At 61.4% G+C, this 26,104-nt stretch carries 25 protein-coding genes; 15 read left to right on the top strand and 10 right to left on the bottom strand.

Translation table 11 applies throughout. From position 1 onward, the window contains the following. Positions 1 to 54: 54 nt before the first annotated feature. Together panC and panB are read right to left on the bottom strand one after the other, a co-directional pair. Positions 55 to 906, bottom strand: a complete 852-nt coding sequence (gene panC, locus ACR0JN_RS09335; RefSeq protein ID WP_480885285.1) for a pantoate--beta-alanine ligase — start codon at positions 904 to 906, stop codon at positions 55 to 57. After that, entirely contained in the window at positions 903 to 1,742 is an 840-nt protein-coding gene (panB, locus tag ACR0JN_RS09330) for a 3-methyl-2-oxobutanoate hydroxymethyltransferase (protein WP_480885284.1), read from the bottom strand. The genes panC and panB overlap by 4 nt, the downstream gene beginning before the upstream one ends. Before the next feature lie 171 nt (positions 1,743 to 1,913). On the opposite strand from panB, the gene ACR0JN_RS09325 reads away from it, so the two are divergent. The 6 genes from ACR0JN_RS09325 to ACR0JN_RS09300 are packed head-to-tail and all read left to right on the top strand — an operon-like array spanning position 1,914 to position 9,417. Continuing rightward, positions 1,914 to 3,401: an ABC transporter substrate-binding protein gene (locus ACR0JN_RS09325; protein ID WP_480885283.1), complete on the top strand. Its 1,488-nt coding sequence runs from the start codon at positions 1,914 to 1,916 to the stop codon at positions 3,399 to 3,401. A gap of 56 nt (positions 3,402 to 3,457) precedes the next feature. Continuing rightward, the gene (locus ACR0JN_RS09320) at positions 3,458 to 4,528 is read left to right on the top strand and encodes a ligand-gated ion channel (RefSeq protein WP_480815641.1); all 1,071 of its coding nucleotides are present in this window, start codon (positions 3,458 to 3,460) and stop codon (positions 4,526 to 4,528) included. 40 nt (positions 4,529 to 4,568) lie between these two features. Then, positions 4,569 to 5,516, top strand: coding sequence for an ABC transporter permease (locus ACR0JN_RS09315; RefSeq protein WP_480885282.1), 948 nt, complete (start codon positions 4,569 to 4,571; stop codon positions 5,514 to 5,516). Beyond that, positions 5,513 to 6,328: an ABC transporter permease gene (locus ACR0JN_RS09310; protein ID WP_480885281.1), complete on the top strand. Its 816-nt coding sequence runs from the start codon at positions 5,513 to 5,515 to the stop codon at positions 6,326 to 6,328. Before ACR0JN_RS09315 ends, ACR0JN_RS09310 begins: the two co-directional genes overlap by 4 nt. Beyond that, positions 6,325 to 7,920, top strand: a complete 1,596-nt coding sequence (locus tag ACR0JN_RS09305) for an ABC transporter ATP-binding protein (RefSeq protein WP_480885280.1) — start codon at positions 6,325 to 6,327, stop codon at positions 7,918 to 7,920. The genes ACR0JN_RS09310 and ACR0JN_RS09305 overlap by 4 nt, the downstream gene beginning before the upstream one ends. A 45-nt stretch (positions 7,921 to 7,965) precedes the next feature. After that, the gene (locus ACR0JN_RS09300) at positions 7,966 to 9,417 is read left to right on the top strand and encodes an aldehyde dehydrogenase family protein (RefSeq protein WP_480885279.1); all 1,452 of its coding nucleotides are present in this window, start codon (positions 7,966 to 7,968) and stop codon (positions 9,415 to 9,417) included. 8 nt (positions 9,418 to 9,425) lie between these two features. On the opposite strand, the gene pncB is transcribed toward ACR0JN_RS09300, so the two are convergent. Then, positions 9,426 to 10,718, bottom strand: a complete 1,293-nt coding sequence (pncB, locus tag ACR0JN_RS09295) for a nicotinate phosphoribosyltransferase (protein WP_480885278.1) — start codon at positions 10,716 to 10,718, stop codon at positions 9,426 to 9,428. Positions 10,719 to 10,881: 163 nt separating this feature from the next. On the opposite strand from pncB, the gene ACR0JN_RS09290 reads away from it, so the two are divergent. Continuing rightward, complete coding sequence (locus ACR0JN_RS09290; RefSeq protein WP_480885277.1) at positions 10,882 to 11,409, top strand: hypothetical protein; 528 nt, start codon at positions 10,882 to 10,884, stop codon at positions 11,407 to 11,409. Here ACR0JN_RS09290 and pncA read toward each other — a convergent pair. Beyond that, positions 11,406 to 11,999 carry a bifunctional nicotinamidase/pyrazinamidase gene (pncA, locus tag ACR0JN_RS09285; protein ID WP_480885276.1) on the bottom strand — a complete coding sequence of 198 codons (594 nt, stop codon included), beginning with the start codon at positions 11,997 to 11,999 and terminating at the stop codon, positions 11,406 to 11,408. The genes ACR0JN_RS09290 and pncA overlap by 4 nt on opposite strands. 96 nt (positions 12,000 to 12,095) lie before the next feature. Here pncA and trhO point away from each other — a divergent pair, with 96 nt between their 5' ends. Both trhO and ACR0JN_RS09275 read left to right on the top strand, forming a co-directional pair. Further along, positions 12,096 to 13,001 carry an oxygen-dependent tRNA uridine(34) hydroxylase TrhO gene (gene trhO, locus ACR0JN_RS09280; protein ID WP_480885275.1) on the top strand — a complete coding sequence of 302 codons (906 nt, stop codon included), beginning with the start codon at positions 12,096 to 12,098 and terminating at the stop codon, positions 12,999 to 13,001. 65 nt (positions 13,002 to 13,066) lie between these two features. Continuing rightward, the gene (locus tag ACR0JN_RS09275; protein WP_480885274.1) at positions 13,067 to 13,567 is read left to right on the top strand and encodes a potassium channel family protein; all 501 of its coding nucleotides are present in this window, start codon (positions 13,067 to 13,069) and stop codon (positions 13,565 to 13,567) included. A 4-nt stretch (positions 13,568 to 13,571) separates the two neighbouring features. On the opposite strand, the gene ACR0JN_RS09270 is transcribed toward ACR0JN_RS09275, so the two are convergent. Next, positions 13,572 to 13,901, bottom strand: coding sequence for a hypothetical protein (locus tag ACR0JN_RS09270; RefSeq protein WP_480815651.1), 330 nt, complete (start codon positions 13,899 to 13,901; stop codon positions 13,572 to 13,574). A 380-nt stretch (positions 13,902 to 14,281) separates the two neighbouring features. Here ACR0JN_RS09270 and ACR0JN_RS09265 point away from each other — a divergent pair, with 380 nt between their 5' ends. Together ACR0JN_RS09265 and ACR0JN_RS09260 are read left to right on the top strand one after the other, a co-directional pair. Beyond that, positions 14,282 to 16,723: a GcvT family protein gene (locus ACR0JN_RS09265; protein WP_480885273.1), complete on the top strand. Its 2,442-nt coding sequence runs from the start codon at positions 14,282 to 14,284 to the stop codon at positions 16,721 to 16,723. Further along, on the top strand, positions 16,720 to 18,072 hold the full coding sequence (locus ACR0JN_RS09260; RefSeq protein ID WP_480885272.1) for an MmgE/PrpD family protein: 1,353 nt from the start codon (positions 16,720 to 16,722) through the stop codon (positions 18,070 to 18,072). The genes ACR0JN_RS09265 and ACR0JN_RS09260 overlap by 4 nt, the downstream gene beginning before the upstream one ends. A gap of 43 nt (positions 18,073 to 18,115) precedes the next feature. Here ACR0JN_RS09260 and ACR0JN_RS09255 read toward each other — a convergent pair whose 3' ends face one another. The 5 genes from ACR0JN_RS09255 to ACR0JN_RS09235 are packed head-to-tail and all read right to left on the bottom strand — an operon-like array spanning position 18,116 to position 22,777. Then, positions 18,116 to 20,254, bottom strand: coding sequence for a hypothetical protein (locus tag ACR0JN_RS09255; RefSeq protein WP_480885271.1), 2,139 nt, complete (start codon positions 20,252 to 20,254; stop codon positions 18,116 to 18,118). Next, complete coding sequence (gene motA / locus ACR0JN_RS09250; protein WP_480885270.1) at positions 20,251 to 21,120, bottom strand: flagellar motor stator protein MotA; 870 nt, start codon at positions 21,118 to 21,120, stop codon at positions 20,251 to 20,253. Before motA ends, ACR0JN_RS09255 begins: the two co-directional genes overlap by 4 nt. A 47-nt stretch (positions 21,121 to 21,167) precedes the next feature. Next, a complete protein-coding gene (locus tag ACR0JN_RS09245; protein ID WP_480885268.1) occupies positions 21,168 to 21,746 on the bottom strand; it encodes a MotE family protein in 579 nt (192 codons plus the stop codon). Then, entirely contained in the window at positions 21,743 to 22,270 is a 528-nt protein-coding gene (locus ACR0JN_RS09240) for a hypothetical protein (RefSeq protein ID WP_480885267.1), read from the bottom strand. The genes ACR0JN_RS09245 and ACR0JN_RS09240 overlap by 4 nt, the downstream gene beginning before the upstream one ends. A 9-nt stretch (positions 22,271 to 22,279) precedes the next feature. Further along, positions 22,280 to 22,777, bottom strand: a complete 498-nt coding sequence (locus tag ACR0JN_RS09235; protein WP_480885266.1) for a flagellar basal body-associated FliL family protein — start codon at positions 22,775 to 22,777, stop codon at positions 22,280 to 22,282. Between the two features lie 119 nt (positions 22,778 to 22,896). Here ACR0JN_RS09235 and fliF point away from each other — a divergent pair, with 119 nt between their 5' ends. The 4 genes from fliF to fliP are packed head-to-tail and all read left to right on the top strand — an operon-like array spanning position 22,897 to position 26,081. Next, positions 22,897 to 24,474, top strand: a complete 1,578-nt coding sequence (gene fliF, locus ACR0JN_RS09230; RefSeq protein WP_480885265.1) for a flagellar basal-body MS-ring/collar protein FliF — start codon at positions 22,897 to 22,899, stop codon at positions 24,472 to 24,474. Beyond that, complete coding sequence (locus ACR0JN_RS09225; protein ID WP_480885264.1) at positions 24,474 to 25,070, top strand: FliH/SctL family protein; 597 nt, start codon at positions 24,474 to 24,476, stop codon at positions 25,068 to 25,070. Before fliF ends, ACR0JN_RS09225 begins: the two co-directional genes overlap by 1 nt. Then, on the top strand, positions 25,063 to 25,350 hold the full coding sequence (locus tag ACR0JN_RS09220; RefSeq protein ID WP_480885263.1) for a FliM/FliN family flagellar motor switch protein: 288 nt from the start codon (positions 25,063 to 25,065) through the stop codon (positions 25,348 to 25,350). The genes ACR0JN_RS09225 and ACR0JN_RS09220 overlap by 8 nt, the downstream gene beginning before the upstream one ends. Continuing rightward, positions 25,350 to 26,081 (top strand): flagellar type III secretion system pore protein FliP, encoded by a 732-nt coding sequence (gene fliP / locus ACR0JN_RS09215; RefSeq protein WP_480885262.1) that lies wholly within the window; start codon positions 25,350 to 25,352, stop codon positions 26,079 to 26,081. Before ACR0JN_RS09220 ends, fliP begins: the two co-directional genes overlap by 1 nt. Positions 26,082 to 26,104: the final 23 nt, after the last annotated feature.

Raw genomic sequence — 26,104 nt, 5'->3', positions numbered from 1 at the left:
GCGTCGTTTCGCGGGACTTTAGCGCAAACAACCGCGCCGGTGCCAGAGCGGAAATCAGGCCGCAGGAACCGCGATATTGTCGATCAGCCGAACGCCGTCGGCCCAGGCGGTGATGAACAGGCGGGCCGGGCAGGTGGCATGGGTCAGCGCCGCCAGCGTCTCGGCGCAGCGCAGGTCGATATATTCGACCTCGGTGAACCCGGCGGAGATCAGGTCTGTCTTTGCCTGCTGCGCCAGCGGCGCAAAAGCGTCGCCCGCAGCCAGGCGGTCCGCGACCCCCCGCATGATTTCACTTTTCTTCGCGGCAATCTTCAGCCCTTCGGGCGATAGCAACAAATTGCGCGAGGACATTGCCAGCCCCGAAGGTTCCCGCACCGTCGGGCAGCCAATCACCTCGATCGGAATGTCCAGATCGCGGGCCATCCGGCGGACGACCATCAGTTGCTGATAGTCCTTTTCCCCAAAATAGGCCCGATCCGCCTGCGTTTGCAGGAACAGTTTGGCGACCACAGTGGCGACGCCCTCGAAATGCCCAGGGCGGAAAGGGCCCTCCATCACATCGGTCAGGCCCGAGACCGTGACGGTGGTCGAGAACCCTTCGGGGTAAATCTGGTCAGGGTCCGGTACATAGATTGCGTCCACGCCAAAGGGGGCCAGTTTCTCTGCGTCCTCGTTTTCGGTGCGGGGGTATTCGGCAAGGTCTTCTGGATTGTTGAACTGTTTGGGGTTCACGAAAATCGTGACAATGACGCGGTCGCAATCACGACGGGCCGCCTCGACCAGCGACAGGTGGCCCTGATGCAGTGCACCCATTGTGGGAACCACGCCGATGACCTCGCCCCTGTTGCGCCATTCCGAGGTCAGCGCCCGCAGCTCTGCCAACTGGCGCAGGATGGGGGCTGTCATGTCCGGGGCCCCTTGGCCGGGGCCTGATCGGCAAAGACATGGTCGTCGGTCGGGAAGCTGCGCGCGCGGACCTCGGCGGCATATTCGGCGATGGCGGCCTCGGCCTGCGGCCCAAGATCGGCATAGCGTTTGACGAATTTCGGTTTGAAAGCGGTGAAAAAGCCCAGCATGTCATCCACCACCAGGATTTGCCCGTCGCACCCGGCCGAGGCTCCGATGCCGATGGTGGGGATCGCAACCTCGGCCGTGATCCGGTTGGCCAGGCCTTGCGGAACCTTCTCTAACACGACCGAAAACGCGCCTGCCTCGGCCACGGCGCGGGCATCAGCCAGCACCGCTTCGGCCTGTTCGTCGCGGCCCTGTACCTTGTAGCCGCCCAAAGTGTTGATTGATTGCGGCGTCAGGCCGATATGCGCCATCACCGGGATGCCGCGTTTGACCAGAAAGCGGATGGTCTCGGCCATTTCAACCCCGCCTTCCAGTTTCACCGCGCCCGCGCTGGTTTCTGACATCAGCCGCGCGGCGTTGCGGAAGGCCTGCGCCGGGTCGTGTTCATAGCTGGCAAAGGGCATGTCGATGACCATCATGGCGCTTTCCAGCCCGCGCGCGACGGCTTGGCCGTGCAGGATCATCATCTCCATCGTCACGCCAAGGGTCGATTCCAGTCCGTGCAGCACCATGCCGACGCTGTCGCCGACCAGAACAAAGTCGCAATGGGCATCCATCAGCCGCGCCATCGGGGTTGTGTAAGCGGTCAGCGAGACCAGCGGATCGCTGCCTTTTCGGGCGCGAATATCCTCGGCATTCGGGGCTTTTTTGCGGGCGGTGGCGCTCATGCTCGCTCCTGCGACATTCATTTTGCAGCGCGGCATAGCAGATCGGGCAGGGTGATAGAAACCCCGGTTGCGCGAACATTTCCTTGATTGACCTAGGGTTTATGGCGACATTGAGGGCTGAAAAGCCTGCGCCCGAAGCAGGCGCGACACGTTCAGCGGGGAGAGATTTTTATGACAAAGCAGATGTTTCGGTCCTTTGCCTCGGCCCTGGCGCTGGGGGTCAGTGTGATGGCCAGTCAGGCGCTGGCCCGGTCGGATATCACCATCGCGATGCAGCTTGAGCCGCCGCATCTGGACCCGACCAGCGCCGCCGCGCAGGCCATTGATTCGGTGGTTTACACCAATGTCTTCGAAGGTCTGACCCGGTTCATGGGCGATGGCTCGGTCGTGCCGGGGCTGGCGGAAAGCTGGGAGATTTCGGATGACGGCAAGGTCTATACCTTCAAGCTGCATAACGGTGTGACCTTTCACGACGGCAATGCGATGGATGCCGAGGATGTCAAATTCAGCCTCGACCGCGCCCGCGCCGAAGACAGCGTAAACGCACAGAAGGCCCTGTTTGCCGGGATCGAAAGCGTCGAGGTCATTGATCCGCTAACCGTCAAAGTCACCCTGTCCGAGCCCAATGGCAACTTCCTGTTCAACATGGCCTGGGGGGATGCGGTGATCGTCGGGCCCGAGAGCATCGACGACATCAAGACCAATCCGGTTGGCACCGGAGCATTTACCTTCGGCGAATGGGTGCAGGGCGACAGCATCACGCTGAACCGCAACCCCAATTACTGGGGTGAACAACCCGCGTTAGAGACGGCGACGTTCAAGTTCATCTCGGACCCGACGGCCGCCTTTGCCGCCATGATGGCCGAGGATGTAGACGTGTTCGACAACTTCCCCGCGCCGGAAAATCTGCCCCAGTTCGAGGCTGATCCGCGCTTTCAGGTGCTTGTCGGCTCGACCGAGGGGGAAACGATCCTGTCCACCAACAACAAGCAGGCCCCCTTTGACGACATCCGCGTCCGTCAGGCGCTGGCCCACGCCATCGACCGTCAGGCGATCATTGACGGCGCGATGTTCGGCTATGGCACCCCCATCGGCACCCATTTCGCGCCACATAACCCGGCCTATGTCGATCTGACGGCGGGCTCGGCCTATGACCCGGAAAAAGCCAAAGCTCTGCTGGCCGAGGCGGGCTTTGAAAACGGGTTCGAGACCACGCTGCACCTGCCGCCGCCCGTCTATGCCCGCCGGGGGGGTGAGATCATTGCCGCGCAATTGGCCGAGGTCGGGATCACCGCCGAGATCATCAATGTGGAATGGGCGCAATGGCTGGAATCGGTGTTCAAGGGCAAGGATTTTGGCCTGACCATCGTCAGCCATACCGAGCCGATGGATATCGGCATCTACGCCCGCCCGGAATATTACTTTCAGTATGACAGCACCGATTTTCAGGCGCTAATGGACACGCTGAACATCACCACCGACCCGGATGAGCGCGCCAAGATATTGGGAGAGGCCCAGCGCCTGATCGCCAGCGACTATGTGAACGGCTATCTGTTCCAACTGGCCAAGCTGGGCGTTGCCAAGGCCGGTGTGCAGGGCCTGTGGAAAAACGCGCCAACGGCCGCCGTTGATCTGACCGCGATCAGCTGGTCCGAATGACCCTTGCGGGGCCGTTTGCGCGGCCCCGGCCCCAGCCTGCCTGACCCGGATTGCCCATGTTCTTTCTGCGTGCCATTTGTCTGATTGTTTTTGCGGCCTGTCTGACAGCCCTATCGGCTGATCGGGCGGACGCGCAGAACGCGCTCGGGACCCGACTGGATGCTCTGACCGGGACGCCGGAAAACCCGCTTGAGGTCGGGATCGGCATCCGCATCGACCAGATCACCAGCGTCGATCAAAAAGCCGAAAACTACGGGGCTGTGGTGGTGCTGCGGGTCGAATGGACCGATCCCGCCCTGGCCTTCGACGCTGAAGAGCTGGGCCGCGACATCCGGGTCTTCAACCCACAAGACCTTGCCGATCATGCCGCGCAGATCGGGACGGTCCTGCCCGCCTTCGTCATTCAGAACCAGCAGTCGAACAAGTGGATTCACCAATCCGCAGCCTCGCTGCGATCTGACGGGAGCGTGGTCTATCTCGAAAAATCCTCTCTCACCCTGCAGGCCCCGTATTTCAATTTCCGCAAATACCCGTTCGACACGCAGGATTTCTATTTTGAGGTCGTCTCGATTTTCCCCTCGGATTACGTAACCTACTACCCGCTCGAAGATCACTCGGGCCTTGGCAATCTGTTGGGTGAGGAAGAATGGATCCTCGGCAACGCCCAGCTTGAGACATCGATGGTCAAAGGGCTGTCGGGGCGGGACAGCGATCAGGTCGCGCTGGCGTTTCAGGGCAATCGGCATCAGACCTACTACGTCATCCGGGTGTTCCTGCCGATGCTGGTCCTGATCACGGTCGGCTGGGCGCTGTTCTTTCTGGATGAATACCGCAAGCGGATCGAGATTGCCGGGGCCAACCTGCTGGTCTTTGTGGCCTTCAACTGGGCGATTTCCGAGGATTTGCCCAAGCTGGGCTATCTGACCTTCCTCGATTTCATCCTTCAATGGATGTTCCTGATGACCGGGGCGCTGATCGTGTTCAACGTAGCCCTGCGCAGGCTCAAGGTTTCGGGGCGAGAGAGGTTGGCCAGCACGCTGGACAACTACGCGATCAAGTGGTTCTACCCGCTGGGCTACGCGGCCATCGTGGGCTACGCGGTTTTCGCCTATCTTCTGGTGCCTTAGGTGCTGGACCCGCCCCGCCTGCGACCCTAACGTGGCGGGGATGCTACGTTACGCCCTCAAACGCCTGATCTCATTGATCCTCAGCCTGGCGGTCGCCTCGGTGGTGATCTTTGCCGTGATCGAGATTGCGCCGGGCGATCCGGCCTCGTTCATGCTGGGTGTGAACGCGCAAGCTGACACGCTGGCCGCGCTGCGGGCCGAGCTTGGGTTGGATGTGCCCAAAGTGCAGCGGTATTTCGACTGGGTCGGCGGCATGCTGGCCGGTGATTTCGGCACCTCTTACACCTATCGCACGCCGGTGTCGCAGATGATCGCGGACCGGCTGTGGGTGTCGCTGCCGCTGGCGCTTTTCGCGCTGACCCTGTCCACCCTGATCGCTTTTCCAGCCGGTATCTACGCCGCCGCGCGCCGGGGCAAGGCGGGGGATCAAGCGGTGATGGGAGCGACGCAGTTGGGCATCGCGGTCCCCAATTTCTGGTTTGCCATGATGCTGGTTCTGATCTTCGCCATCAATCTGCGCTGGTTCAACGCCGGAGGGTTCGCAGGCTGGGACAAGGGCATTTGGACCGGGCTGCATTCGCTAACCCTGCCCGCCATAGCGCTGGCCTTGCCGCAAGCGGCGATTCTGGCGCGGGTCATGCGATCGTCCCTGCTGGATATTCTGGGCGAGGATTTCATGCGCACCGCCCGCGCCAAGGGTCTGACCCGCCGTCAGGCGCTGTGGCGGCACGGGGTGCGCAATGCGCTGATCCCGGTGCTGACCATCATCGGGCTGCAGTTTTCCTTCCTGCTGGCAGGCTCAATCATCATTGAAAAGGTGTTCTACCTGCCCGGTCTGGGCCGGCTGGTGTTTCAGGCTATTTCCGCCCGCGATCTGATCGTGGTGGAATCGGTGGTGATGCTACTGGTCTTTGCCGTCATCACAGTGAATTTCCTGGTCGATCTGGCCTATGCCGCCGTTGATCCCCGCCTCAGGAGCCGCACATGAGCCGGAACCTGATCCTTGGCGGGTTCCTGTCCTCGCTGGTTCTGCTGGCCGCCCTTGTGTCCTTTGTCTGGACCCCCGCTGATCACGCGGCGCTGGATATTGCGTCCAAGCTGCAGACGCCAAACGCGCAGAACTGGTTCGGAACGGATCATTTTGGGCGCGACATGTTCTCGATGATCATGGTGGGCGCGCGCACCTCGATCGCCGTGGCGCTGGTGGCGGTGGGCATCGGCATGGCGCTGGGCGTGCCGCTGGGCCTGACGGCGGCGGCGCGCAAGGGCTCGTGGCTGGATGAGGTCATCATGCGCGGCAACGATCTGGTCTTTGCCTTCCCCTCGCTGGTCATCGCGATCCTGATCACCGCCGTTTTTGGGGCCGGGGCGATCAATGCCATCATCGCCATCGGTATCTTCAACATCCCTGTCTTCGCCCGCATCACCCGCGGCGCGGCGCTGTCGCTGTGGGAGCGCGAGTTCATCCTCGCCGCCCGCGTCGCAGGCAAAGGGGCCGCGCGGATATCGGTCGAACATATCCTGCCCAATGTCGCCAACCTGCTGATCGTGCAGGGCACCATCCAGTTTTCATTGGGGATACTGGCCGAGGCGGGCTTGTCCTATGTCGGTCTGGGCGCACAACCGCCCACGCCAAGCTGGGGCCGCATGCTGGCGGACGCGCAGACAATGGTCAGTTTTGCCCCGCATTTGGCTCTGATCCCGGGGTTGGCGATCATCGTCACGGTGCTGGGACTGAACCTGCTGGGCGACGGCCTGCGCGACTGGCTGGATCCAAGAATCCGGGTGGCGCGCGCATGAGTTTGCTTGAGGTCAAAGACCTGTCGTTGTCGATCCACGGCACCCCGATCCTGAAACAGGTCAGCCTGTCCATTGCGCCCGGTCAGATCGTGGCCGTAACGGGCGAAAGCGGCTCGGGCAAATCCATGACCGCCCTGGCGGTGATGCAATTGCTGCCGAATGGGGCTGAGGCGACAGGCGCGATCCGGCTGGACGGGAAGGACCTGCTGACCACGCCCGAGGGTGCCATGTGCGACCTACGCGGCGCTTCCATCGGTATGGTGTTTCAAGAGCCCATGACCGCGCTGAACCCGGTCAAAACCATCGGCGATCAGGTGACCGAGACGATCCTGATCCACAAAGCCATGCCACCTGCACAGGCCCGCACCCGCGCGGCAGAGGTGCTGACCCGTGTCGGTTTGCCGCCGGACCGGTTCCCCCTGTCCCGCTATCCGCATGAACTGTCTGGCGGTCAGCGGCAGCGCGTGGTTATCGCTATGGCCATCGCCCTGCGCCCCCGCCTGCTGATCGCGGATGAGCCGACAACGGCGCTGGATGTCACCACGCAGGCGCGGATTCTGGACCTGCTCAAAGGGCTGGTGTCGGAATATGGGATGGGCCTGTTGATGATCACACACGATCTGGCGGTGGTGGCCGATATGGCGGACTGGATCGTGGTGATGCGCCGGGGCGAGGTGGTGGAAACCGGCGCAACGGATCACCTGCTGCGCCATATGCAGCACCCCTATACCCGCATGCTGTTCGAGGCCTCAGACCATCAGGTTGCGCTGCCCACCACGCCACCGCCGGTGCCTCTGCTTGAAGTGAAAAATGTGGTGCGCGACTACCGCCTGTCGCGTCAGGGTCTGTTCGGCCCGCACGGCCATCACCGCGCCGTCGATCAGGTCAGCTTCAAGCTCAACAAAGGCGAGCGTCTGGGGCTGGTGGGTGAATCCGGATGCGGGAAATCGACCCTAACACGAGCGATCTTGGGGCTTGAGGAAGTGCAGCAGGGCCAGATTCTGCTGAACGGACAGCCGGTTTTCACTGGTCATAAACCCAACCTTGAAGTGCGCCGCAAGATGCAGGTGGTGTTTCAGGACCCGTTCGGCAGCTTCAACCCGCGCCACAAGGTCTCGCGCCTGATCACCGAGCCGTTTCATCTGCTGGAAAACCCGCCGACCGGGTCCGAGAAAGCGGATCGCGTGGGTGAAATGCTGACCGCCGTGGGCCTCAGCCCCGATGACGCGGGGAAATACATCCACGAGTTCTCGGGCGGGCAGCGGCAACGCATCGCCATCGCGCGGGCTTTGATCATCAAGCCCGAGCTGATCCTGTTTGATGAGGCGGTCTCGGCCCTTGATGTCTCGGTCCGGGCGCAGATTCTGGATTTGCTGGCCGAGCTCTGCGCGGCTTATGATCTGACCTATCTGTTCATCAGCCATGACCTGAGCGTTGTCCGCACGATCACCGACCGCGTTCTGGTGATGCAGGCCGGGCAGATCGTCGAACAGGGGGAGACCGCGCAGGTTTTCGCAGACCCGCAGCATCCCTACACCCGATCCCTGATCGACGCCGCGCCTGTATTGCCTGACACTCTGGGAGCCGCGTGAACGATGAAAGCACCTGTTTAGAGCCTGTTTTGAAAGGAGAACCACATGACTGACCCGCTTTGGTTCGATCCCGGCCTCTGCCTGATCGGCGGTGCGTGGGTGCCTCCCGCGTCCGGTGCAACCTTGCCGTTGATCAACCCGTCAGACGGAACTGAGCTGTGCCGGATCGCCCGAGGTGGTGCGCCGGATGTGGACGCAGCGGTTGCGGCAGCGCATTCGGCACGGGACGGGACATGGGGGCGTATGACTGCGCTTGAACGGGGGCGCATCCTGACCCGTCTCGGGCAGCTTGTGCTGGAGCGGCTGGACGACCTCGCCCTGATTGAGGCGTTGGATGTGGGCAAGCCGTTAACACAGGCGCGGGCGGATGCGGTGGCCTTGGCCCGTTATTGCGAATTCTACGGCGGTGCGGCGGACAAGGTGATGGGGCAGACGATCCCCTATCTGGAGGGCTACACCGTCTACACCCTACGTGAGCCACACGGGGTGACGGGGCATATCGTGCCATGGAATTACCCGATGCAGATCATCGGTCGCTCGGTCGGCGCAGCGCTGGCGATGGGCAATGCCTGCGTTCTGAAACCGGCGGAAGAGGCCTGTCTGACCGCGCTCGCCTTCGCCCATCTGGCGATGGAGGCCGGGCTGCCCGAAGGAGCGCTGAATGTGGTGCCCGGTCTGGGGGCCGAGGCGGGCGCGGCGCTGTCGGGGCATCCGGGTGTCGACCATATCTCCTTCACCGGCTCAGTCGCGACCGGGGCGCTGGTGCAACAGGCGGCGGGGCGCAATGTGGTGCCGGTGACGCTGGAACTGGGCGGCAAGTCGCCTCAGTTGGTTTTTGACGATGCCGATTTGAATGCGGCGTTGCCGTTTCTGGTGAATGCGGGCATTCAGAATGCGGGTCAAACCTGTTCCGCTTCGTCTCGCATTCTGGTTCAGCGCGGTATCTACGATTTGGTCAAAATGCGTATGGCTGAGTCTTATTCCGAACTGACAGTAGGGCCTGCCACCGCTGACCTGCGCGTTGGGCCGCTGATTTCCAACCGGCAGAAAGAGATCGTCGCTGGGTATCTGGCGCAAGGGGCTGACTTGACCCTTGCGGCGCAGGGACAGATCGTGGGCTACACGCCCGAAACCGGCGCTTACGTTCTACCTACCTTGTTCGCAGACGTGCCTCCGGATCACATTCTGGCGCAGCAGGAGATCTTTGGCCCGGTGCAAGTCTTGATCCCGTTTGAGACCGAAGAACAGGCTCTAACCATAGCCAACAGCACCGAGTACGGCCTTGTCGCCAGCATTTGGACCTGCGATGGCGCGCGGCAGATGCGGCTGGCGAAACAACTGCGGTCGGGGCAGGTATTCATCAACAATTACGGGGCCGGGGGTGGCGTGGAACTGCCTTTTGGCGGCGTGGGCAAATCGGGGCATGGCCGCGAAAAGGGGTTTGAGGCCTTATATGGCTTCTCCCAGCTCAAAACGGTTGCCGCCTATCACGGCTGATCCACCGCTTAGACGATGACCTCGATCGGTTCCTGGGCACCCACGCCGAACACCCGTTTGTAGCGGCTGATCTGGTCTGCTGGACCCATCGCCTTTTCCGGGTTGTCGGACAGTTTGACGGTCGGGCGTCCATTGGCGGAAACAGCTTTGCACACCAGCGAAAACGGGGCCAGCGCATCATCCGGGACAAGCCCCCGGAAATCGTTGGTCAGCAAGGTGCCCCACCCGAACGAGATATTGGCACGGCCCGCAAACTGGCTGTGCAATTCCCGGATTTTCTCAACATCCAGCCCATCCGAGAAGATGATCCGTTTCTGCGCCGGGTCCTCGCCACGCGATTTCCACCAATCGATGGCAATCTCGGCCCCCGCCGCCGGGTCGCCGCTGTCGATACGGATACCGGTCCAGCCCGCAAGCCAGTCGGGGGCATGATCCAGAAACCCCTTGGTGCCGTAAGTATCGGGCAGAATGATGCGCAGGTTGCCGTCATGTTCGTCATGCCAGTCGCTGAGAACATCATAGGGCGCTTGCGCCAGCCCCTCATCGGTATCGGCCAGCGCGGAATAGACCATGGGCAGTTCGTGCGCGTTGGTGCCAATCGCCTCGACTTCGCGCCGCATGGCGATCAGGCAGTTCGAGGTGCCGGTGAACGCGGGCCCCAGCCCCTCGATCATCGCCTGCACGCACCAGTCTTGCCACAGAAACGAATGCCGCCGCCGCGTGCCGAAATCGGCGATGCCAAGCCCGTCGATGCGCCCCAGCGTTTCGATCTTTTCCCAAACCCGCGTCATCGCGCGGGCATAAAGCACCTGCAACTCGAACCGCCGCATGTCGTTCAACACCGCGCGCGAGCGCAGTTCCATCAACACCGCCAAAGCCGGGATTTCCCACAGCATGACCTCGTGCCATTTGCCCTCGAACGTCAGTTCATACTGATCGCCTTTGCGTTCCAGATGATAGGCTGGCAGGCGCAGATCCTCGAACCATTCCATGAAATCCGACCGGAACATCTGCCGTTTGCCGTAGAACATATTGCCCCGCAGCCAGGTGCTTTCGCCCCGGCTGAGGCTGAGCGAGCGGATGTGATCCAGTTGTTCCCGTAGCTCTCCTTCGTCGATCAAACGGGCCAATGGCACGTGATTCGAGCGGTTGATCAACGAGAACACCACATCGGTTTGGGGCTTGTTTCGAAACACTGACTGGCACATCAGCAGTTTGTAGAAGTCCGTGTCGATCAAAGACCGGACAATCGGGTCGATCTTCCATTTGTGATTGTAGACACGGGTCGCGATATCGACCATGGGGAACTCCTGCGATTTCCGTTGTTAGATCAATCGGCACGGTGAATGGCAAGAGTCGCTGATTTGGTGACAATGCCAATGTCCAGTCACAAAGCGGGCATATTGTGTGTTGTTTTCACAGGTTAGTGAGGTGGGGGATGGAAAGACGGAACTGAGTTTGTGAATGGGTCTCGAGTACGATTTTGACATTGTAAAGGTTGCACAGGACCAGAACGATCCTGCAAAGGCGGGGGATCAACCCGATACGGAGCGCCCGGTGCGCGCGGTGTTTCGCGACATCCGGACGGCGGACGCGTTGCGGGGAACGTCGCCGAAAATCCGGGCCATGTTTCTGGATGCCGGGTTCAGCCTGGAGTCGCGGCGCAGCGGAATTGCAGCGGACATTTACCCGGCCGAGGATCTGACGGACCGGATTGGGGTTCTATACGATCTTTTTGACAACATCAGACACCAGGGCCTGCAAGGCGAGTATTGCGGCGATTTCGACCTGTCGCAGTTTCTGGACCATGTCAGGCGTGCGCGCCCCGCAACTGGGGTCATCCGCCCTGCGCCCCGCCGGGTTCCGCCGCAACGTGCCGAGGCAAAACCAAAACGCCGCCCTCTGTCGGGGCGCATCGGGTTCGCCCTCGGGATTGCTGTTATGCTGTTTGCGCTGCTGAAGTACCTGGCGGCAGCGGGGGCGTCGCCCTAAGCCAGTGTCACCCCGGCCTTTTGCATGGCCTGTTTAGCGGCCTCGAGCGAGCCGTCCATGTCGATAGCCCGGCAGGCGTCCATCCTGACGGTGACGTCGAAGCCAAGCTTTGCGGCATCAACGGCTGAGAAATGCACGCAGAAATCCGTGGCGAGCCCGACCAAGGTCAATTCCGTAATCCCGCGCGAATCCAGATAGCCTTTGAGCCCGGTTGGCGTTGTCTGGTCGTTCTCAAAAAACGCCGAATAGCTGTCGATGCCCGGGCGAAAGCCCTTTCGGATGACCAGATCGGCATGGGTGCGCAGATCGGGATGAAAATCGGCCCCTTCCGTGCCTTGCACGCAGTGATCGGGCCACAGGACCTGCGGGCCATAAGGCATCTCGGTCATCTCGAACGGGTTTTTGTCGTCATGTGAACTGGCGAAAGAGGAATGGCCTGCCGGGTGCCAGTCCTGCGTCAGGATCACGGCGTCGAAGTCATCCATCATGGCGTTGATCGGGGCGACAACCTCATCCCCTCCGGCCACGGCCAGCGCACCGCCGGGACAGAAATCGTTCTGGACATCGATTACGATCAGGGCGTGGGTCATGGTGGCCTCCTTGCACAGGTGTATCGGTAGGGGGCTGCGGGCCGGGCGTCAATGCGGTGCCTTGCGACTCTGGCCCGGTGGGTTTAGACCGCGCGGATGTACACCATCGCTGCCCTGTATCACTTTACCCGCTTCCCGGACCCCGCTGCGTTGCGCGACCCGCTGCTGAACCTGTGCCACGCGCAGAGCGTCAAGGGCACACTTCTGCTGGCGCAGGAAGGGATCAACGGCACCATCGCGGGCCCGCGTGCGGGGATCGACGCGGTGCTGGCCCATATTCGCGCCCTGCCGGGCTGCGCCGGGTTGGAGTGGAAAGAGGCCACCGCCGATCACCCGCCCTTCGGCAAGATGAAGGTTCGCCTGAAAAAAGAGATCGTCACCATGGGGCAGCCTGACGTCGATCCGCGCGCCAGCGTCGGTCACTATGTCGAACCGCAGGACTGGAACGATTTGATCCGTCAGGACGATGTGGTGGTGATCGACACCCGCAACGACTACGAAGTGGCGATTGGCACGTTTGAAGGCGCAATAGATCCTGAAACAGCCAGCTTCCGCGATTTTCCAGTTTGGTGGGAACAGAACAAGGACCGCTTCCACAACAAGCGCGTTGCCATGTTTTGCACCGGCGGCATCCGTTGCGAGAAATCCACCAACTACCTGCTGGGGCAGGGGGTCGAGGATGTCTATCACCTCAAAGGCGGCATTCTGCGCTACCTTGAAGAAATGCCCGCCGAGGACAGCACCTGGCAGGGCGACTGTTTCGTGTTCGACAACCGGGTTTCGGTCGGACACGGGCTGGTCGAGGGGCCGCACAAGCTGTGCCACGGCTGCCGCCGCCCGATCTTGCCCGAGGATGTGAAACGCCCGGAATACGAGCATGGCGTGGCATGCCACCAATGCGTCAACGAGACCTCCGAGGCCGACAAGATGCGCTTTCGCGAGCGGCAAAAGCAAATCCTGCTGGCCCGTGCGCGCGGCTCGGAGCATCTGGGGTCAGACTGAATTCAGCTTGCGGGCCCGCTCCGGAAACCGGAATATTCTGGGCAGGTCAGCAAGATGGAGCAGGAATGTCCCGCGAACCGGTAACCTTGGAAGAATGGAAATCGACGCTGCTGGCGGCGGTCGGGATGATCGTGGCCAGTTTTCTGGCGTGGTTCGGTCTGTCGCGCCTGAGCGAGGCCGCCGCAGGCGACACAATCGGCACCATCGCATCCGTAGGGCTGGTGCTGTGGATCGTGTCGCAATCCTGGTTCTACATGACTCAGGTGAAATCCCCGCGCAGGCTGCTGTTCCTGATGGGCGTGTCCTTCATTCAGGTCGTGCCCTTCCTGTTCGCCGCCGTCTACGGAGCCTTCGGGTACAACGACAATTGCGTCGTCGGCGCGCGTGGCCCGGCGGATATCTTGTATTTTTCTTACGTCACCTTTACCACCGTGGGCTATGGCGACATGGCCCCGACCGGGCTGTGCCGGGCGCTTGCGGTATCCGAGGCGGTGACGGGCTACATCCTGCTGGGCATGTTCGTGGCGGCCGCCGTCGCGCTTTATGCGCGCAACCACGGCAAGTAGCGCCTTACTTATTCTGGTCGATCCAGCGCGACATCATCTGCTTGTCGCGAAAGCACTCGGACGGGACCGGGCGGCGCTTGCTGCGCGAAATCCGCTCGGCAAAGGCCACCTGCTTGCCCGTCGGGTAATTGTCGAATTGCGAGGTGGCGCTGGGCTTGTGCGCCGAAATCCAGTTCGACAGCGCGCGGCGGTCGCGCTGCGCCTCAACCGGAATCTCCAGTGCCGATTGCTGCGCGATGGCGCGGGCATAGCGCATCTGCCGGTCGGTGACAGGCAGCATATGATAATCGTTGCTGGGTGCGTCATACCAGCTTTGACGGGCAGCGTTGGTCATGGCTCAGATACCTCCGTTCCGCCTTGGACATCCTTGCGGAACAAATATAGAACATTTTAGGAACTTTTTCAAGATTTCCACTGATCCCGGCGATTTTCACCGCTTTTTGAACCAGCCTGTCCCGTCGCGTTTCGACCTGTTCCACACGGTTTTCCGTGCCTTAAGGTCAATGAAAGAATCAGCGCAGGTCATTTCAACTCACAACTGCTCACCGCGGCGTGCGCAGGGTCGTGAAAGGCGATGATCCGCCGACGCTGCGCTTGTTTCCGCTGCCCAAGGCGCCTTTACCGACATTTCACGTCGGGAACAGAGCATAAGCCGCCGCACGCCTGTGGCTGACTTTGCCACAGGGCAATGTTGCGCATGAGGAGAGCAAACCCATGAAAACCCACGCTCAGGCCGTTGTGATCGGAGGGGGGCTGGTCGGCTGCTCGATCCTGTACCATCTGGCCAAGCTTGGCTGGACCGATGTGGTCCTGCTGGAGCGGGATGAGTTGACCAGCGGCTCTACCTGGCACGCCGCCGCCGGTATCCACGGGCTGCACGACAACAACAACGTCACCCGCATCCAGCACTATACGATGAACCTGTACAAAGAGCTCGAGCAGGAAACCGGGCAGGGCTGCGGCGTGTTCCAGCCCGGCTCGCTGTATCTGGCGCAGACCGAAGAGCGCGAACAGCAACTGCGCCTGCAGGAGGCCAAGGCGCGGTTTTATGGCTTGAACTTCTACGAAATCAGCCGTGAACAGGCCATGGAACTGCACCCGCTGGCGCAGTTCGACGACATCCGCTGTATCATGTTCGAACCCGATGGCGGCAATGTGGACCCTTCGGGCGTGACCCATGCCTATGCCGCCGGGGCGCGGGCGATGGGGGCAACGATTGAGCGGTTTTGCCCCGTAATAGGCACTGATCCGCAGCCCGACGGCAGCTGGATCGTGCGCACGGAGAAGGGCGATATTCACACGCAATGGGTGGTGAATGCCGGGGGCCTGTGGGGGCGCGAAGTTGCGGCGCTGGCGGGCCTTGAACTGCCCCTGCAACCAACCGAGCACCAGTATTTCGTCACGGATTCGATTGAGGAGGTCGCCGCGATCGGTCGCCGATTGCCCTCAATCGCTGATCGGGATGGTGAGTATTACTTCCGGCAGGAAGGCAACGGGTTGCTGATCGGCGCTTACGAAAAAGACATGCGGTTCTGGGCCGAAAACGGCACCCCACTGGATTTTGCCCATGATCTGTTCCCGGACGATCTGGACCGGATCATGGAAAACGTCATCCGCGCCACCGAACGCGTGCCGGTGGCCGCCACCGCCGGAGTGAAGCGGGTGATCAACGGTCCGATGATCTGGTCGCCGGATGCAAACGCGCTGTGGGGGCCGGTGCCCGAGTTGCAGAACTATTTCTGTTGCACCGGGATCATCCCCGGGTTTTCGCAATCCGGCGGTCTCGGCCTTCTGGCGGCGCAATGGATGATTGAGGGCGAGCCACAATATGACATGTTCGCCTGGGATCTGGCTCGGTTCGGTGACTGGGCCGACAAGGCCTTTACCAAGGCGCGGGTCGAGGATCAGTACACCCACCGTTTCGCCATCCATTTCCCGAACGAAGAACGCAGCGCCGGTCGTCCCGCCCGTCTGCGCCCGGCCTATGAGATGCAGAAGCAGATGGGCTGCGTCTTTGGCCTGAACTGCGGCTGGGAACACCCCCTTTGGTTTGCCGATCAGCCCGGCGTGACCGACACCAACGGCTTCACCCGCCAGAACTGGTGGGAACCAGTGGGTCGTGAAGTGCGCATGCTGCGCGGCACTGTCGGCGTCATCGATATCTCGAACTTCGCCAACTACGTGATCAAGGGGCCCGGCGCGCGGGACTGGCTGGATCGCCTTGTCGCCAACCATGTGCCGACCGAAGTCGGGCGATCTTGTTTGACCCCGATGATCTCGGTGCGCGGCGGTGTCGCGGGTGATTTCACCATCACCAAGACCGCCGAGGACGAATTCATGATGATCGGCTCGGGCATGGCCGAGCGCTATCATCAACGGTTCTTCAACATGGTCGACCTGCCCGAAGGCACCTCGTTCGAGGTCGCAACCGACCGCATCGCAGGCTTCAACGTTGCCGGTCCCAAGTCCCGCGATCTGTTGCAAAGGCTGACCAATTCCGACCTGTCGAACGAGGCGTTCCGCTTCATGCGCTCGCAAACCATCGACGTCGCCGGGGTCACCTGTCTGGCCATCCGCGTCAGTTTCACCGGCGATCTTGGGTGGGAATTGCATTGCGCCGAAGCTGACCAGATCAGGCTCTATTCCGCGCTTTTGGACGCTGCCGATGCGCTGGGTGGTGGCCCGGTCGGGGGCCGTGCTCTGGGTTCGCTGCGCATCGAAAAAGGCTATGGCTCGTGGGGTAGGGAGTATTCGCAGGAATACTGGCCGCAAGAGGTTGGTCTGTCCGGCCTGATCAAGCTGGACAAGGATTTCCTGCACAAAGACGCTTATCTGTCCATCAAGGACAACCCCGCGCGCGAGGTTCTGTCGATCTTCGAGGTTGACGCGATGGATGCCGATGCCGCCGGGGGCGAGCCCATCTTCACACCGGATGGTAAACCTGTCGGGCGTGTGACCTCGGGCGCATTCGGCTATTCGGTCGGAAAATCGCTGGCCATCGGATATGCCGACCCGAACGAGGCTGGCCCCGGTGACACGGTCGAGATTTTCCTCCTCGGCAAGCCGCACATGGCCAGACTACTGTCTGAGCCTCCGTTCGATCCCAAGGGCCTGCGCCTGCGCGATGTCCAGCCGGTGATGGAGGCCGCTAAGTGACCGACACCTTCGCCCGCGTTGCCGAGTTTACGCTCAATCGGGCGGTGGAGGACATACCCGAAAGCGTGCGCGAGGCCGCCGCGCTGTTGATGCTGGACACGATGGGTATCCTGATTGCCTCGGGCCCGATGCAGGCCGGGGTGATCGCGCGCAACACGGCGGCGCTGCTTTACGGCAGTTCTGATCCAGCGTTCACCGCGCGTATGTTGTTTGACGGGCGCGCGGTCAGCATGGCGGGCGCGGCTTTTGCCGCCGCCACGCAAACGGACAATCTGGATGGGCATGACGGGTACAATCCGGTCAAAGGCCATATCGGTGTCGTGGTTCTGCCCGCCCTTGCCGCGCTGGCCGAGCAGTGCCCCGATCTGACCGGCTTCGAGGCTTTGGCGGCCGTGGTCACCGGATACGAGATCGCCGGGCGCGCTGGGCTGTCGCTGCATGCCAGCGTCAGTGACTATCACACATCCGGTGCCTGGAACGCGCTGGGCGTGGTGGCCATGGCGGCGCGGTTGCGCGGGCAAACGCCCGATCAGATGCGGCAGGCAATGGGCATCGCCGAATATCACGGCCCCCGCAGCCAGATGATGCGCGAGATTGCCAACCCCACCATGCTGCATGACGGGTCCGGCTGGGGGGCTCTGGCCGGGATGTCCGCCGCCATTCTGGCCGAACAGGGCTTTACCGGCGCACCCGCCGTCACCATCGAGGCGGAAGAGGCCGCGCCGTATTGGGCCGATCTAGGCCAGGTCTGGCAGGTCGAGGATCAGTACATCAAACCCTATCCGATTTGCCGCTGGGCCCATGCGGCAATCGACGGTGTTCGGGCTGTGATGCGTGATCACGATCTGACTGCGGCGCAGATCGGTGCGATCCATATCAACAGCTTCCGGCAAGCCGCCTGCCTGTTTGCGGGTCTGCCGGAAACCACGTCTCAGGCGCAGTATTCTCTGCCCTTCGCCGTTGCCGTTCAAGCGGTGCATGGGCGGATTGGTGTCGAGCATATCTCGGGCAAGGGCCTTTCGGACCCTGCCGTTGCGGACTTGATGACAAAGATCAGCGTCGCTGAAAGCGAACGCCACAACGCGCGGTTCCCGCAGGGCCGCTGGGCAGATGTCGAGATCAAGACAACCGATGGGCGCGTTCTGACATCAGGTGATATTCCCGCCCGAGGCGGATCGGAAGATCCGCTGACCAAAGACGAGATCGTGGCAAAATACATGCAATTCGCATCCCCAGTTATCGGCACCGAGCGCGCCGCCGCCATTCGCGCGGCAATCCTTGGCTGGACCGAAAATGGGTCTCGCTATGCAGACCTCGCCAAACACTTATATGCCCCACCTGCACCTTGACTTTGCAGCAGGTTTCACGACCCACCCGAACTGTTTCGCGGTCTTAGTCTTGCTGGATACCCGCAAACAGGTCCAAAATCCTTTGCCGTGTCTCCCGGCTGTCCTCTAACAGACCCGCTGCATCCGCCAGCGGCGTGTCCGGCAGGCGGGTCGGCAGTTCGGATAGGGCTTGTGTGGTTTCGGTTATCTCAGCATACTTCCCAACCGTGCCCACCTGATCCGGCAAATCGCTCAGCCAAAAGTAACGGTCGGCAGTCGGCATGTCGCCCAGATCGCGCAGCAGATTTCCGGCCCCTGTGTAGTCTTGGGCCGAGGCCATAGCCTGCGCCCGTAGCCGCGCCGCATCCTCTGAAAGATCATCGGCAAGCTCCAGCATCGCCTGATGCGGGCGGCCGTTCAAAATTGCGGCCCGCGCCCGCAACCGCGCCCGTTCAAATCGTCTGTTGCGGTCTTGCGGCCTGTTGGCAAGGGAAAAGGCCCGCGTTGGGAAACCAAGCGTCGCAAGGCGGTCGGACAGGGCAACCGCTGTGTCTGTGGACAGGTCATTTGGGAACTCTGCCTGCACCGCAAATGTCTGCCGCAAAAAGGTGATATCATCCGACCGTTCGGCCAATATCTGCAGGTGCCTATTCAAGGTGCCCGGAAAACCGGCATCTTTGGACAGGGTCTGGATCAGATCAAACGCCTGATCAAACTCCTGACTAAGACCCAGAGCAATCGCATGCGTTCTGGCCGTTATCGCGCCAAGCTCTGATCGTCGATACTCGGTGCCATAGGCGGCGGCCAGACCAAGCTCTTGCGCCGAGACCGAACCGCGATCGACCCAACGTTTCTCAATCAGCCGGGCCAGCGCCAGAGGTGCTTCGACGGACGCATCCGATGCTGTAACAACCTCCGTCAAAAGGGACTCAGCCCGCTCATCCTGCCCCTCCACCTCTGCGACCTGTGCCTTGACCTGTTGGACATTAGGCCGGGTCTCGCCCTCAAGGCGGTCGACTGAGCGCAGCACGCGACGCGCGGCCTCGGTCTGCTGCCCGTCCACAAGGATCGACGCCAGCCGTGCCCCAAGGGCGCGGCGCAAATGATCCGGCAGACGCGCAAACGACTGTTCGATGGCTTGCACTTGCGCGTCCGATGCCAGCGACTGCTCTGCCAGTACCGCCCAAAGCGCCACATCGCCTTCGCATTTCTGCATTCCAATGAACGGGGACTGCCCGGTTACCGGTTGCTCATCGACAATCCGGGCAATCGCTGAAACCCATTGCGTTTCTTGCGCCGGAGCCCGCGACAGATCCAGCACTCGGACAGCTTCGACCCCAAAACCATGAAACGCGTAAAGCTTGGCAAGCTTTTCGGCCCGCGCCTGATCGACGCGATCAAATTCCTGATACAGCCCAGCCCTCAATTCTGAGGCTTGATCGGGAAAGGGGCGCCTGTCTGACCAGCCTGCGACTCCCAGCTCAGCGTCCGCGATACAGGCGGGTTCGGTGTCGAGCTGCCGCAACTCCGCGCCGAGCAGGTCTGGAAGCTCATCTAGGATCGAGGACATGTTGATGTTGCCCCCCAATTTCTCCGGCACCGCGATGTTTTCAGGCGCGAAGGAAGCCCGGGGCCCAACGGGCGCGAGGTTCAAATCGAGGATTTCCCGGTCGACCCCCTGCAGTAGCCGGGCGGATAGCTGATCCACAAAACCCTGCCGTGTCCGGTTCAAGAGCGGCAGATCAAATTGCGACATTGGGTCGGGTGTTTTTTGTGACACTTGCCGCGGCACGCCCTGCCAGAATACCGGCGGGGGAATGTCTGCCGCAACTGGTGGCAGCGGATTCCCCGGTGCAATATCCAACACAATCATTCTGTTCTGGAACAGAAATGAAGAGGCCACGCAGTCGCACCCGAACTCCAGCTCAAGCGGTGCTCCGGGCCGGGTCTGCGATACCGAATCCAGCCGACCGGTGGTCAATCGACTGAAGACCGAACCGGTGCGGAACGTGACCTCATCCAGCGCCAGCGTCAGCCGTGCCCCGTTCTTTCGTTGCGCCAAAGTCCAGCCTGTATCGGGAGGGACGTTTACCACCAGTCGCGTGAAACCATCATGTTCGCCGGAACGAACGGTCACCTCCTGCGACATGGCACCTGTCGCCGCAGCGATCAGGACCGTCACCAATGCGCCAAACCGCGTCATGCCGCCGCCTGCTTGAGTTCTTTCAGCGCATCCTCCAACTCGGAAAAGCCCGGTCGGTTATGGGTTGGCGTGTTCTGTCGACCCACCTCAATGCACATGGCAGCGTTGTGGTTGTGCAGGTTTGCGACCAGAACCTCTTTGATCAACTGGTAGAAATGGTTGTCTTCCTCGACCACGGTTTTCAGCTTGCCCGCAAAGGGGCCGACCAGCCCATAGGCCAGAAACACGCCGAGAAATGTTCCAACCAGCGCGCCGCCGATCAGTTTTCCCAGCACTTCCGGCGGCTGGTCGATTGAGCCCATGGTCTTGATCACACCCAGAACTGCCGCGACGATACCCAATGCGGGTAGGCCGTCCGCCACGGTCTGCAGCGCGTGGCTGGAATGCATGGCGTGATGGAAATTCGCCTCCATCCGCTTTTCCAGAACTTCCTCGACCTGATGCGGATCGTCGTAGTTCATAGACGCGGAGCGCATGGTGTCGCAGATCAGATCCACGGCCTCTTTATCCGCCTGAATCTTCGGATAGGCCGAGAACAGGGTCGAGGTTTGCGGGTCTTCGATATGCTGCTCAACCTCGACCGGGTTGGCGCGGGCGATACGGATTAGCGAGAACAGCAGGCAGAGCAGGTCGCGGTAATCCTCGGGCTTCCATTTCGGGCCCTTGAAGACTTTGCCCATATCCTTGATCGTATGTTTGACGCCACCCATGTCGTTGCTGATCAGAAACGCGCCGACCGCAGCGCCGCCGATCATCATCATCTCAAAGGGCAGGGATTTCAGAATGATGGTCATCTTGCCGCCTGCGGCCAGATAACCGCCGAACACCATTACGAAAATGACGACAATCCCAACAAGTCCAATCATGTGTGATCTCCGGCGATTTGCAGTTCAGATGTGAATGGCACAGGCGGCTACTCCTGCGGGGCAAGGGCGTTGCGCCCGGCCATGACAACGCTGATCGTATAGGCGGCTTCGGGGCTGAGGCCCGCCATTACGCCCGCCGCCGCATCCGCAGGCATGCGCGACAGGAAGCCCGCCGCAAATGTCGGGTCCATGTTTTCGAACAACTCGGCGGCATCTTTCGGCTTCATGCTCTGGTACACCTCGGTCAGCCGCGTCAGATCGGTTTCGGCAGCTTTGTCGGCGACGGCCAGCGTCGCGCGCAGCGCCTCCTCCGCATCCTGCAGAGCAGTCAGGCGGGTTTCGATTGCCTGATCCGCAATTTTCAGCGCTTTTTCTTTGTCGCGCAGCGCGTCCTCGCGTTGCTTTACCTGCGCTTCGCGGCGCAAAAGTTCCGTCAGAACCACCTGAAGGTCCCGGCTGTCTTGCGCAGGCGGAGGGCTTACGACCTTTTGCGGCTCGGTCGTTTTTGCCAGCGCGGGACCGGCTTCCAGCCCCACCCGAATCGCCGCAGAGCCGATCATCAGCAATGAGATCAACGTCAGGACGCCGCTGCGCGGACGCTTGTTGGCGATCCGGCGACCCGTCATTCCGCCGCCTCTTGCCGTTTTCGGTCGTGACGGAAGAACATCAGCCCTTCGGGGGCTTTTGCGAGCGGTTCCGGTGCAACCGGTTCGGTGGGCTCGGTCCTGAGGTCATCCGCTTGTTCATCTGTATCCGATGGGGTTTCCTGAGAGTCCTTCGGGGTTTCCACCTGTTCGTCTTGGCTTTCGGATGGTTCCACGGGCTCGTCCACTTTTTCAGGCTGCACCGGTCCCGGTTCCTCCTCCGGAATGACGTCATGCATCGACGCCATCATCAGTTCCAACCGCTGCGCCACTGACTCGGCCCGTTCGGTCAGACCTTTCAACGTGTCGCCCGACCGGTCCGACGCAGATCGCGCGCTGTCCAGGGATTTTTTCAACTCGTCCGCCTGCGAAGACAGAACTGCAACCGCCCCGCCGACCCCTTGTTCCAGATCGGTGAACCGCCTGAGCCGCCGCGACAGGACAAAACAGTAAAGGCCCGCGCCCAGCGCGCCTGCGACAAGCAAAATATCCGCAATCAGCTCCAATTCCGCCTCCTAATTCAGTACAAATTCCATGACCAGCACGTCGCGCACGCGGCCTTCGCCAACAACAATCGCGATGCGCCGCAACAGGTGCCCGCGGATGCGAATCAACGCCAGAGGTCCTTCGATATCCGAGACCTCGATCGCCCGCAGATAGCCGTTCAGAACGTCCATGATTCGCGGCATCATTTTTTCCACATCAGCGATGTACGGGGCGTTAACTTCTAACTGTGCGTGAAACTTAAGATGGCGCGACCCGCCCGCATTCACCGATACAACGACCGGGGGCAGATCGACGAAGCCGACATCCGCAAGCGCCTTGGGCGGCGTGTCTGTTTCAGCCTCATAAGTGTCTGTTTTACTGCCCTTTCCCGCAAAGGGAAGCAGCCCGAATGACGTCAGCCCGTAACCGCTTGCCGCCCCGATCAGGGCAAGAATCACTCCGACGACCAATCCTTTTTTGCCCTTTTTTTCAGGGGCCTCAGCCTGTTCGGCAGTTGCGTCTGTCATGACGTCCTCATCCGTTTCTGGTGCATCCGTCATAACCCCGCAGGGACTAACCGATTGTTAAGGGCAATCGTCCAAACAAGAGGTGCACCGGGCAGAACGCCGGTGAGTCGGAGGTGAGCGTGCAGCAGATCGGAACTGTCTGGGCTGGGTTGGACAGGCGAAAACAAATCATCGTTGTCGGTGCGGCTGTGGTGGTGTTTCTGGGGGTTCTCGGGTTGTCGCGTGTGGCGACGGCCCCGTCGATGACCTTGTTATATGCGGGGCTGGAAAGCGGTGCCGCCGGGGATATCGTCCGGTCGCTGGATCAGCGCGGAGTTCCATATGAGATTCGCGGCGGGTCGATCTATGTTCCCGACGGACAACGGGATGAGTTGCGCATGACCCTCGCCAGTGAGGGGTTGCCTGCGAATGGCAACAGGGGGTACGAGCTGCTGGATTCCCTCAGCGGCTTTGGCACAACATCGCAGATGTTCGATGCCGCCTATTGGCGCGCGAAAGAGGGGGAGTTGGCGCGGACTATCGTCGGCAGCCCACATGTCAGCCAGGCGCGGGTTCACATCGCCAACGGATCGGCCAACCCGTTTCAGCGCAGCGTGGCCCCCACGGCCTCGGTCTATCTGGTGCCCTCGGGGGGGCAGATCACCGGGGATCAGGCCAAGGCCATTCGGTTTCTGGTGGCCTCTGCCGTCAGCGGTCTGGCACCTGAAAACGTCACGGTGGTTGATTCGAACGGGTCCGTGATAGGCGGTCAGGAAACAGCCGTGGCCGCTAATACCGCCGACGACAAGTCGCGCCAGTTGCGTGAACGGGTCCTGCGGCTGGTTGAGGCGCGCGTTGGCGCGGGCAATGCGGTTGTCGAGGTCAGCGTCGATACGGTGACCAAAACGGAATCCATCCGCGAGCGGCGTTTTGACCCGAAAGGGCGGGTGGCGATCAGCACCGATGTTGAAGAACGTTCCGACAGCGCCCGGAATCAGTCATCCGACGTCACGGTGGCTTCGAACCTGCCGGATGGGGACGGCGCGGTTGGGGACGAGTCCAATTCGACCGCCACAGAGACCCGCGAACGGGTGAATTATGAGGTCTCGGAAACCGAGTTGCAGGTTCACAACGCCCCCGGTGCCATCAAGCGGCTGACCGTTGCGGTTCTGGTCAACGGAACGCGTGCGGTGGATGCGACGGGCGCGGAAAGTTTCACTCCGTTGCCGCAGGCAGAGCTTGAGGCGCTAGAAGAACTGGTCGCCTCTGCAGTCGGGTTCGATGCGGCGCGGGGGGATGTAATCACGTTGAAATCCCTGAACCTGCCGGTGGTTGAGCCTAAGGGGACGCTGATCTCGGCCTCTGCGTGGCAGAATATCCATCTGGATGCGATGTCGCTGATTCAGATGACGGTTCTGGCAGTTGTCTCGCTGGTTTTGGCCTTGTTCGTAATCCGCCCGATCCTGATGAAACCGGCTGTGGCCCCGGCCTTGCTGCCAGCAGGCTCGGGCACTGAGGACACCACTGTTCTTACAGGTGAGATCGCGACGGATGACGGGTCCGGCTTTGCGCAATTGCCGGCTCAGGCCGATGTTCCGACCTTGGGAGCGGTTGCAGAAGACCCGGTGCAACGTCTGCAGGCGATGATCGGCGACAAGCAGGAAGAGACGGTCGAGATTCTGCGTAGCTGGCTGGAAGAGGGTGAGGAGCGCGTGTGATGACCATTGCTCATCTTCTTGAGGATTTCGCGACCGCATCGGCGGATGGCAGAGTGCACGTTCTGAACGACGACACGCTGGAAGAACACCGGCTTGCGGCTTTTGAACAAGGCTATGGCGCGGGGTGGGAGGATGCGGTTCAGGCGCAGGAGCAAAGCCGGACCCACATCTCTGCCGAGCTGGGGCAGACCCTGCAGGACATGTCCTTCACCCATCATGAGGCGCTGTCGCGCGTGACGCTTTCCCTGGAGCCGATGTTCCAAAGCCTGGTCCGCGTTGTTCTGCCCGAGAGTATCGAAAAGGGCCTTGGCACACGGGTTGTGGAACAGTTGTGCAGCATGGCCCGCGAGCAGATCGGGCAGCCTATACAAATCCTGGTTCCCGAGGGGCAGGGCGAGGCGGTGCAATCCCTGATCCCCGGCGAAATCTCTCCGCCCCCCAGCGTGATTGAAGACCAGTCGCTTGAGGTCGGTCAGGCACGGCTGCAGGTGGGCATGTCGCGGCGCGAGGTTGACTGCAGCGCCCTGCTGGCGTCGATCGCCGGGGCATTTGAAGCGTACGTATTTGAGGCAAACGAGGCATTGGCAAATGAGTGACCCGCAGACCCCGACACAGCAAAAACCCAACCCGTTCGATTCGGTTCCCATCGAAGTGACAGTCTCGGTCGGCCGCGCCCGCCCGTTGATCCGGGACTTGCTGAACATGGGCGCGAATGCCGTGCTGACGCTGGACAAACGGATCGAGGACCCGGTTGACCTGTATGTCGGGGATCAACTGGTCGCGCGCGGCCTGCTGGAAGAGATAGAGGGCGAGCAGGCGGGTCAGCTTGCCGTGCGTCTGACGGAAATAGCCGACCTGCAAAACGGGATCGGGTGATGCGCCCTCTGATCTGGCTAGCATGCGCGGTCCTCGTCCTGACGCCGTCACTGGCGCTGGCGCAGGATGTGACGCTTTCGCTGGGCGAGGGCGGGTCGATCTCGGCCCGGACGGTTCAGTTGATCCTACTGATCACGGTGCTGAGCCTCGCGCCGGGGCTGGCGATCATGATCACCTGCTTCCCGTTTCTGATCACCGTTCTGGCTATCCTGCGGCAGGGGATCGGGCTGCAGCAATCGCCGCCCAATATGCTGATCGTCAGCCTGGCGCTGTTTCTGACCTATTTCATAATGGACCCCGTCTTCACCGAGGCCTGGACCACTGGCATCCGCCCAATGCTGGAAGAACGGATGGAGGTTGAACCAGCGTTGGAACGCGCCCTGATCCCGTTCCGGGAGTTCATGGCCGCAAGGCTGGATGCGGACACGTTCTATGCAATGGCAGCCCTGCGCCCCGAAGGCGACGCGCTGGCCCTGTCGCCGCAGGCCCCGCTGTCGGTTCTGATGCCGTCTTTCATGCTGTCAGAAATCGCCCGCGCCTTTCAGATCGGGTTTCTGATTTTCCTGCCCTTCCTGATCATTGACCTGGTTGTTGCTGCCGTTCTGATGTCGATGGGCATGATGATGGTGCCCCCAGCCATCGTATCCCTGCCGTTCAAACTGGCGTTTTTCGTCATTGCAGATGGGTGGGCGTTGATCGCCAGCGCGTTGGTGCGCAGTTATATGCCTTAGGCCGTGCTGAGCGTGGGGAGGGG

The sequence above is a fragment of the Ruegeria sp. G12 genome (genome assembly GCF_056533565.1).
The sequence above is the reverse complement of the archived record's forward strand: the minus strand, read 5'-3'. Positions and strand labels throughout refer to the sequence as shown.

Excerpts from the sequence above, each read along its gene's own strand:
- ACR0JN_RS09265 (WP_480885273.1), top strand. The coding sequence starts at position 14,282 with ATGAAAACCCACGCTCAGGCCGTTGTGATCGGAGGGGGGCTGGTCGGC.
- pncB (WP_480885278.1), bottom strand. The coding sequence starts at position 10,718 with ATGGTCGATATCGCGACCCGTGTCTACAATCACAAATGGAAGATCGAC.
- ACR0JN_RS09290 (WP_480885277.1), top strand. The coding sequence starts at position 10,882 with ATGGGTCTCGAGTACGATTTTGACATTGTAAAGGTTGCACAGGACCAG.
- ACR0JN_RS09235 (WP_480885266.1), bottom strand. The coding sequence starts at position 22,777 with ATGACAGACGCAACTGCCGAACAGGCTGAGGCCCCTGAAAAAAAGGGC.
- ACR0JN_RS09325 (WP_480885283.1), top strand. The coding sequence starts at position 1,914 with ATGACAAAGCAGATGTTTCGGTCCTTTGCCTCGGCCCTGGCGCTGGGG.
- ACR0JN_RS09245 (WP_480885268.1), bottom strand. The coding sequence starts at position 21,746 with ATGACGGGTCGCCGGATCGCCAACAAGCGTCCGCGCAGCGGCGTCCTG.
- ACR0JN_RS09275 (WP_480885274.1), top strand. The coding sequence starts at position 13,067 with ATGTCCCGCGAACCGGTAACCTTGGAAGAATGGAAATCGACGCTGCTG.
- trhO (WP_480885275.1), top strand. The coding sequence starts at position 12,096 with ATGTACACCATCGCTGCCCTGTATCACTTTACCCGCTTCCCGGACCCC.
- ACR0JN_RS09255 (WP_480885271.1), bottom strand. The coding sequence starts at position 20,254 with ATGACGCGGTTTGGCGCATTGGTGACGGTCCTGATCGCTGCGGCGACA.
- ACR0JN_RS09310 (WP_480885281.1), top strand. The coding sequence starts at position 5,513 with ATGAGCCGGAACCTGATCCTTGGCGGGTTCCTGTCCTCGCTGGTTCTG.
- panC (WP_480885285.1), bottom strand. The coding sequence starts at position 906 with ATGACAGCCCCCATCCTGCGCCAGTTGGCAGAGCTGCGGGCGCTGACC.
- fliP (WP_480885262.1), top strand. The coding sequence starts at position 25,350 with ATGCGCCCTCTGATCTGGCTAGCATGCGCGGTCCTCGTCCTGACGCCG.
- pncA (WP_480885276.1), bottom strand. The coding sequence starts at position 11,999 with ATGACCCACGCCCTGATCGTAATCGATGTCCAGAACGATTTCTGTCCC.
- ACR0JN_RS09305 (WP_480885280.1), top strand. The coding sequence starts at position 6,325 with ATGAGTTTGCTTGAGGTCAAAGACCTGTCGTTGTCGATCCACGGCACC.
- ACR0JN_RS09300 (WP_480885279.1), top strand. The coding sequence starts at position 7,966 with ATGACTGACCCGCTTTGGTTCGATCCCGGCCTCTGCCTGATCGGCGGT.
- ACR0JN_RS09270 (WP_480815651.1), bottom strand. The coding sequence starts at position 13,901 with ATGACCAACGCTGCCCGTCAAAGCTGGTATGACGCACCCAGCAACGAT.
- motA (WP_480885270.1), bottom strand. The coding sequence starts at position 21,120 with ATGATTGGACTTGTTGGGATTGTCGTCATTTTCGTAATGGTGTTCGGC.
- ACR0JN_RS09315 (WP_480885282.1), top strand. The coding sequence starts at position 4,569 with ATGCTACGTTACGCCCTCAAACGCCTGATCTCATTGATCCTCAGCCTG.
- ACR0JN_RS09320 (WP_480815641.1), top strand. The coding sequence starts at position 3,458 with ATGTTCTTTCTGCGTGCCATTTGTCTGATTGTTTTTGCGGCCTGTCTG.
- panB (WP_480885284.1), bottom strand. The coding sequence starts at position 1,742 with ATGAGCGCCACCGCCCGCAAAAAAGCCCCGAATGCCGAGGATATTCGC.
- ACR0JN_RS09225 (WP_480885264.1), top strand. The coding sequence starts at position 24,474 with ATGACCATTGCTCATCTTCTTGAGGATTTCGCGACCGCATCGGCGGAT.
- ACR0JN_RS09220 (WP_480885263.1), top strand. The coding sequence starts at position 25,063 with ATGAGTGACCCGCAGACCCCGACACAGCAAAAACCCAACCCGTTCGAT.